The 6198-nt window shown below is 35.6% G+C and carries 7 protein-coding genes and 2 pseudogenes; 2 read left to right on the top strand and 7 right to left on the bottom strand.

Features of this window, described 5'->3' with window-relative positions; all coding sequences use genetic code 11:
- Positions 1-124 precede the first annotated feature (124 nt).
- Positions 125-1189 (bottom strand): 3-dehydroquinate synthase, encoded by a 1065-nt coding sequence (gene aroB, locus M0P98_08965; protein MCK9266978.1) that lies wholly within the window; start codon positions 1187-1189, stop codon positions 125-127.
- 8 nt (positions 1190-1197) lie between these two features.
- The gene (gene aroE, locus M0P98_08960) at positions 1198-2061 is read right to left on the bottom strand and encodes a shikimate dehydrogenase (protein ID MCK9266977.1); all 864 of its coding nucleotides are present in this window, start codon (positions 2059-2061) and stop codon (positions 1198-1200) included.
- A 92-nt stretch (positions 2062-2153) separates the two neighbouring features.
- Between aroE and M0P98_08955 the strand changes: the two genes are divergently transcribed.
- A complete protein-coding gene (locus M0P98_08955) occupies positions 2154-2921 on the top strand; it encodes an AAA family ATPase (GenBank protein ID MCK9266976.1) in 768 nt (255 codons plus the stop codon).
- Positions 2918-3292, top strand: coding sequence for a hypothetical protein (locus tag M0P98_08950; protein ID MCK9266975.1), 375 nt, complete (start codon positions 2918-2920; stop codon positions 3290-3292). Before M0P98_08955 ends, M0P98_08950 begins: the two co-directional genes overlap by 4 nt.
- 42 nt (positions 3293-3334) lie before the next feature.
- On the opposite strand, the gene M0P98_08945 is transcribed toward M0P98_08950, so the two are convergent.
- From M0P98_08945 to M0P98_08925, 5 genes and pseudogenes are all read right to left on the bottom strand, one after another.
- The gene (locus M0P98_08945) at positions 3335-3937 is read right to left on the bottom strand and encodes a hypothetical protein (protein MCK9266974.1); all 603 of its coding nucleotides are present in this window, start codon (positions 3935-3937) and stop codon (positions 3335-3337) included.
- A gap of 39 nt (positions 3938-3976) precedes the next feature.
- Positions 3977-4060: pseudogene (locus M0P98_08940) on the bottom strand (prepilin-type N-terminal cleavage/methylation domain-containing protein).
- 20 nt (positions 4061-4080) lie between these two features.
- Entirely contained in the window at positions 4081-4779 is a 699-nt protein-coding gene (locus M0P98_08935) for a DUF1559 domain-containing protein (GenBank protein MCK9266973.1), read from the bottom strand.
- Positions 4765-4848: pseudogene (locus M0P98_08930) on the bottom strand (prepilin-type N-terminal cleavage/methylation domain-containing protein). Before M0P98_08930 ends, M0P98_08935 begins: the two are co-directional and overlap by 15 nt.
- Positions 4849-4970: 122 nt before the next feature.
- On the bottom strand, positions 4971-5561 hold the full coding sequence (locus M0P98_08925; protein ID MCK9266972.1) for a tetratricopeptide repeat protein: 591 nt from the start codon (positions 5559-5561) through the stop codon (positions 4971-4973).
- Positions 5562-6198: the final 637 nt, after the last annotated feature.

Below are 6198 nucleotides of genomic sequence, written 5' to 3'. Positions count from 1 at the left end.
CCTGTTAAACCCTTCGGAGACGTCCTTTGTGCAGAAGGGAGAGTTCTCAGAGTGCCCGATTGTTAAGTAGAAGGTGTATGCGCCGTAGTACCAGAGTGAGTAAACACCCCATACTTTTTTCCCTTTATCCTATATCTTTTAAGAAATTTTCAACCTCTTCTATTGTTAACACTACACCTGTTTTGACTTTCCCTATACTCTGGGGTAGCACAAACCTTATCTTGCCCTGTCTTACTTTTTTATCATAAGATAGAAACTCAAGTGCTTCTTCAAGTTTTATGTTTTTAAATGAGAAAGGTAGTTCCCATTTTTTTACAACCTCTTTTACCTTATAGAAAACATCTTTCCCACAAAGGCCAATACAAGAAGAGATAAAGGTCTCACCAACCATTCCAAGAGCAACAGCCTCGCCGTGAGTAAATTTTGGAAAATGAGATATTTCAATAGCGTGCCCTAATGTGTGTCCAAAATTCAAAATTTCTCTTAATCCGCGTTTCTCTTTTTCATCCTTTTCAACAACATCTTTTTTAATTTTTAAACTTTCAGTCACAAGAAATTTGTAATGTTGTTTTATATCAACTGTTTCTTTCTCCATAATATCAAAAATCTGCTTCTTCTTTATTATACCGTATTTTATTATTTCGCTTATACCTTGTTTTATCTCTTTATTTGAAAGAGTGTCAAGGGTGTTTAGGTCTATATATACAAAAGACGGTTGGTAAAAACTGCCTACAAGGTTCTTTCCGAAAGGTAGGTTTACAGCAGTTTTTCCGCCAACAGAAGCGTCAACCTGAGCAAGAAGCGTTGTTGGAACTGTAACAAAATTTATACCTCTCATATATATTGAAGAAGCAAACCCGCCTATATCGCTAACAACTCCACCACCGAGGGTTAAGATTGTATCGTCTCTGCCCATCTTATTCTTTCCGCAAACCTCAATTATCTTTATCAGTTGGTTGAAGGTTTTAGTTTTTTCTCCCGGTGCAAGTATCACCTCAAACACCTTTTTTCCCATAGTAGAAAGCCCTTCTTTGATAAGATTCCCGTAAAGAGGAAACACGTTATCGTCACTAACAATTAAGATTTTATTGCCATATTTGTTCTCTTTAAAAATGTTTGTAATCTTATTAAGTTTATAATCAACATATATTAAATAAGAGTTTTCAGTAAGTTCTATTTTAATTTTCATATAAGTTCTCAGGTATAGTTGCTGGAAGGAAGATTTAAAGATTTTTTCATTTCTTCAACAGGTGCTTCTTCTCCTGTCCAGAGTTCAAAAGAAGCCGCTCCTTGGTATACTAACATTGATAGCCCTCCTAAACAAGGGATTTGATGCTTTTCAGCCATTAACAACAACTCAGTTTTACGGTTATATACAATATCATATACAAATTTTAGGTTAATAAAATTTTCTTCCTTTATAATAAGGTTGTCTTGTTGGTTCATCCCTATTGATGTTGTGTTGACAAGAAGTTGGGGTTCGTGCCAAAACTCCTTACTATTGATTTTTTCAAAGGGAACAACAGTTACATTTTTGTAACCAAGTTTTTCTGATATATGTTTTTTTAAAAGAACACTCTTTTCTTCTGTACGGTTGCAGACATATAACTCGCTAATGCTATTTTTAATTAAAGCGCCACTAATAGCATAAGCTGAACCACCAGCACCTAACATAAACACTTTTGAATTTTTTATCTTAAAATTGCCATCTATCTTTAAAGAGTTTATAAAACCAGAACCGTCGGTTATATGCCCTTTCAATTTTCCGTTAGTGTTTACAATCGTATTTGCAACCCCTAATATATGCGCTTCTTCTGATATTTCATCAAGATACTCTAATACCTGTTTTTTATGAGGTATTGTAAGGTTTACGCCCCTAAAGTTTAATGCTCTAATACCTCTAACTGCTGTTTTTAGGTTTTCAGGAGCAACTTCCATTGGGATATAAACATATTTTAATCCTAATTTTTTATAAGCTGCGTTTTGAAATATAGGTGAAAGAGAGTGTTTTACTGGGTATCCCATAACACCTGTAATCTGAGTTTTTCCTGTTATATTCATAAAGAAATAATATCATTTTATAGTCTTATTGACAAATATCTTAACTCATTATAAAATTATATAGTTATGAACTTCAGAAGAGGAGAGAAAAAATGAGAAAAATCGCTGTAATAAACCAGAAAGGCGGTTCAGGAAAAACTACCACTGTTGTTAATCTTGGAGCGTGTCTTGCGCGTAAAGGTAATAAAGTACTTCTTATAGATATGGACCCACAATCTCATACAACTATACATCTTGGCTTTGAGCCACCAAACATAAAAGGCTCTGTTTATGATGTGCTTATTAAAAGAACTCCTGTACAAGATGTTCTGGTAGAAACTTATGTAAAAAACCTTTTTATTCTACCTTCAAAGATTGAACTTGCAAGTGCTGAAATAGAACTTGTCAATGAAATAGGTAGAGAAATAATTCTAAGAGATATGCTAAAAAAACATAAACAAAACTTTGATTATCTTCTTATTGATTGCCCTCCTTCTGTGGGACTTCTTACTTTAAACGCTTTAACAACCGTTAATGAGATTTTTATACCAATACAAGCAGAGTTCTTTGCACTTGAGGGGTTAACAAAACTTTTACAAACTATTGAAATTATTCAGGATAGATTAAACAGTAACCTAAAAATTACTGGTATTATTGTAACGATGTTTGATTCAAGAAAAAATATATGTAAAGATGTTGCATCTAAAATTAAGGGGCATTTTGGGAAAAAGATGTTCACTACAAAAATAAGAGATAATGTTAAGTTGGCTGAAGCTCCAAGTTATGGAAAATCTGTAATAGATTTTGCTCAAGGTAGTTATGGTGCTGAGGATTATATGAATTTGGCTTCTGAAGTGGTTAAGCAGGGAGGTAAAAAATGAAAAAGACCGGACTTGGTAAGGACCCGTTAAGTTGGATTACGCCTACAAGTATAGAAAAAGAAGAGAAAGAAACTAAAACAAGCAATGTTGTGTTACCAAAAAAACGGTCAAGTAAAGAAAATATCCCTAAATTTCAAACTTTTGATGTTCGTTTGACTTCTTTGTTAAGGGAAGACCAACTTGAATTTTTAGAAAAACTAATAAGGGATATACAGAAAAATAGAACAAGCGAGTTTAAAAAAGAAAGAATAACCAAAAATACTTTAATAAGGGTATTTATTGATGTGTTTATGGATATAGAACTAAATATATCAAACATTCCTGACGAAGAAACTCTTTTAGAAAGAGTTAAAGAGAAAATCTGCCGTTAATATTTTGTTCAAAGTTGTTTTATTTCCAGTTACCTTATCCTATCAGAAAGTTGTTAAAACAGGTAATTTAATTTCATATCTCTGAATTTTTTCATCCATTACCCAAAAACTATAATTTCCTCTAATACCCTGAGGGTAGTCTATCAAAAGACTTTCAAATTGGCTCTTTGTCAATGAGCCTACGTGCCCGTCAACAAAAAGAAAGTTAGCGGTTGCGCCTGGGTGTCTAAAATGTATTTTACCATAGCCAGTTTCTTCATAAGCTATTGTTCTATATTGATTTCCATGTTGTGAATAGCCGGGTCTATCATAGTATGAGTCTGTCATATACCACCATTTAGAAGGTTGTTGGACCTTGGCAATATTGAGGTAAGCATAGTTACCACTAGTTTGTCTGTAAAGAGCGCTCGCATGATTATAAAAATATCCAGCTCTTACCCCATAAGTAATATCACTGTTGCCGGGGTATTGGTAAGGTTTCCAGGCAGGGCATACTGCCATACTTCTTATACCTTTTGTGTTGTCTGTGTTGCTAGGGTCCCATGCTTCTAACCATCTATAAGCACCGCATATTAAAAGAAGTTTATCGTTCCAATTCTGAGAATACATAAGGGCAGCAATACCTATCTGTTTTAGGTTGTTCATACAGGTAGCAGATTTTGCTCTGGCTCTTGCTTTTGAAAGTGCTGGTAGAAGCATACCCGCAAGAATAGCAATTATCGCTATAACTACAAGAAGTTCTATAAGGGTAAATCCTTTCTTTTTCATATATTTTACCTCTCAAATTTTTAATAAGTAGGGTGTAAATTTACCATAGCTCCTGCTTTGTCTTTTCCACAATTAGGGAACGGTTCTTTTGGTAAATATCCATAATTGCCAGACGTGAAATATTGTGTAGCTATCCATTTTGCGTGTCCGCCAACATAAAGAACGTTTACTCCTTTGGTTCCGTGGCTTGCGTCTGGGCGGAGACCATGAAAACTAGTATTATTGTATCCAAGAGTAGCAAAGCCGCCAATAACCTTTCTGTCAGCCATAATAGCGGTATCTGTGTGTGTTTGTATGTTTAACCCATAAGCGTAAGCATAAGAACAGGTATAGTCAGATCCGCTTGCACCTTCAAGAGGCGAAGTAAGTATCCCTTTTGGCAGGTCTGTCCTTTCATCACTCGGAACATCACCACTACTTGGGCAAATAAAAAGTTTGTATTCGTTTGTGTAGGGGTTGGTGTCTAATGCGGGATGAGGGGTTTCGCCGTCTTCTTCATAAGGGATTGTTTGACCAGTCAACAGAGCAAGAGATGCATTTGCTTTTGGGTCGGTTCTTTTGTTTGTATCATTATAGATTACTGAAGTATCGTGTATGGGGAACCAACCGCTCCAGTCTTGTGCGTATATATGTAGGATAAGTCCGAGTTGTTTGAGGTTACTTAAACAGACTCCTCTTCTTGCCTGTTCACGCGCCCTTACTAACGCAGGCAGAAGCATACCTGCAAGTATTGCTATTATAGCTATTACCACAAGAAGTTCAATGAGAGTGAATCCTTTCTTTTTCATCTTTTTCACCTCCTCATTATGGTCAGTTTATGTTAAGTAACATAAACCATTTATATTAGAATACCATTTTGATTTATATCTGTCAATCTTTTAATCAAACATCTTTTATAGGAGTAAAAGTTTTACCTATAGATAGATTTTATTCTATATTTTGCTTCAAGTTTATCTTTCTCTGTTGCTTCCGGCATATTAAGGATTTTAGCAAACTCTTCTTTTGCCTTAGAATAATTGTGTTCTGCTCTAAACATTTCACCAATCTTATATTGGGCTTCTACTTTTGGTACAGAAGTAAACCTTCTTATGAGTGTGTTAGGTATTTTACCTTCAATCTGTAACACCTTTTGATACTCTTGTCTTGCTTGAGAATAATTCTTTTCAGCTGCAAATGTGTCCCCCACTCTTATCTGAGCCATAGCTAAATATGCAACTGTTATTTTTTCGATATCTTTTATTTTGGCATATTCATTTCTTGCTTGCTGGTAATTGTTTTCCCAAAAATATGTTTCGCCTATTTGGTAGGTGGCGTCTCCTTTTTCATTGATTCTTTTTGTAAGAGAGAGGGCTTCAGTAAAATCTTTTCTGGCAGATTCCCAGTCACCAAATCCTTCAGTTTTTTTTGTTCCAGAATTGAAAGCATCTTTATAGTTGTCAAACGTAAAACTATTTACACATAGCACAGAAAATACAATAAACCCTAAAACTATTCTTTTCATTTTTCCTCCAGTTGTTTTATAAAGTTCTGTTAAATGTTTCTATATGTTTTTACTTCTTTCTTTTATGCTTTTATCTGCCGTTTTATGGCATTGCGAGGAATGCCTTTTAATGACGTGGCAACCCTCGTATTTATCCTATACACTATTGTTTATTCTCATTCCTTTTCCGCCTACGGCGAGATTGCCACGCCAAAAAACGCCCTCCTACGCCAAGGTATACCTGCCGAAGCTTGTATTGTAGCGTAGGTTGGCTTTGGCGGATAAAGCTCGCAAGACAAACTACAAAAGATGGAATGGGGGGGCTGTGGTACCTACTACTCGCCCATTTTATGCCCAAACGCTCAATTTGTAATCCTGAACTTGTTTCAGGATCTCTCATTTAACCCACGTTGGTAGTAAGCGCAACGTGAAAAACGAGATTCCGGATCAAGTCCGGAATGACATACAGGGGTAACCTCACCCTTGATCCTTCTCCCCTAAGGGTAGAAGGCAAAAAGAGGGAGAGAGTGAATAGACACCCCATACGCTTCTCTTTTATGCTCTTATCCTTGCCTTTGTCTTTTCTTCCAGTAAAAAAGTATGTGTCTATGAACGAATTACGAGGTGCTACTACACCTCAAGCAAGAATCGGGCTGTT

Source organism: bacterium (genome assembly GCA_023230585.1).
Lineage (GTDB): Bacteria > Ratteibacteria > UBA8468 > B48-G9 > JAFGKM01 > JALNXB01.
Note: the sequence above shows the minus strand (reverse complement) of the source record. Positions and strands in the feature narration are given on the sequence as shown.

Coding starts and splice junctions, on each gene's coding strand:
- aroB (MCK9266978.1), bottom strand. CDS start 1,189: ATGAAAATTAAAATAGAACTTACTGAAAACTCTTATTTAATATATGTT.
- aroE (MCK9266977.1), bottom strand. CDS start 2,061: ATGAATATAACAGGAAAAACTCAGATTACAGGTGTTATGGGATACCCA.
- M0P98_08955 (MCK9266976.1), top strand. CDS start 2,154: ATGAGAAAAATCGCTGTAATAAACCAGAAAGGCGGTTCAGGAAAAACT.
- M0P98_08950 (MCK9266975.1), top strand. CDS start 2,918: ATGAAAAAGACCGGACTTGGTAAGGACCCGTTAAGTTGGATTACGCCT.
- M0P98_08945 (MCK9266974.1), bottom strand. CDS start 3,937: ATGAACAACCTAAAACAGATAGGTATTGCTGCCCTTATGTATTCTCAG.
- M0P98_08935 (MCK9266973.1), bottom strand. CDS start 4,779: ATGCTTCTGCCTGCGTTAGTAAGGGCGCGTGAACAGGCAAGAAGAGGA.
- M0P98_08925 (MCK9266972.1), bottom strand. CDS start 5,561: ATGAAAAGAATAGTTTTAGGGTTTATTGTATTTTCTGTGCTATGTGTA.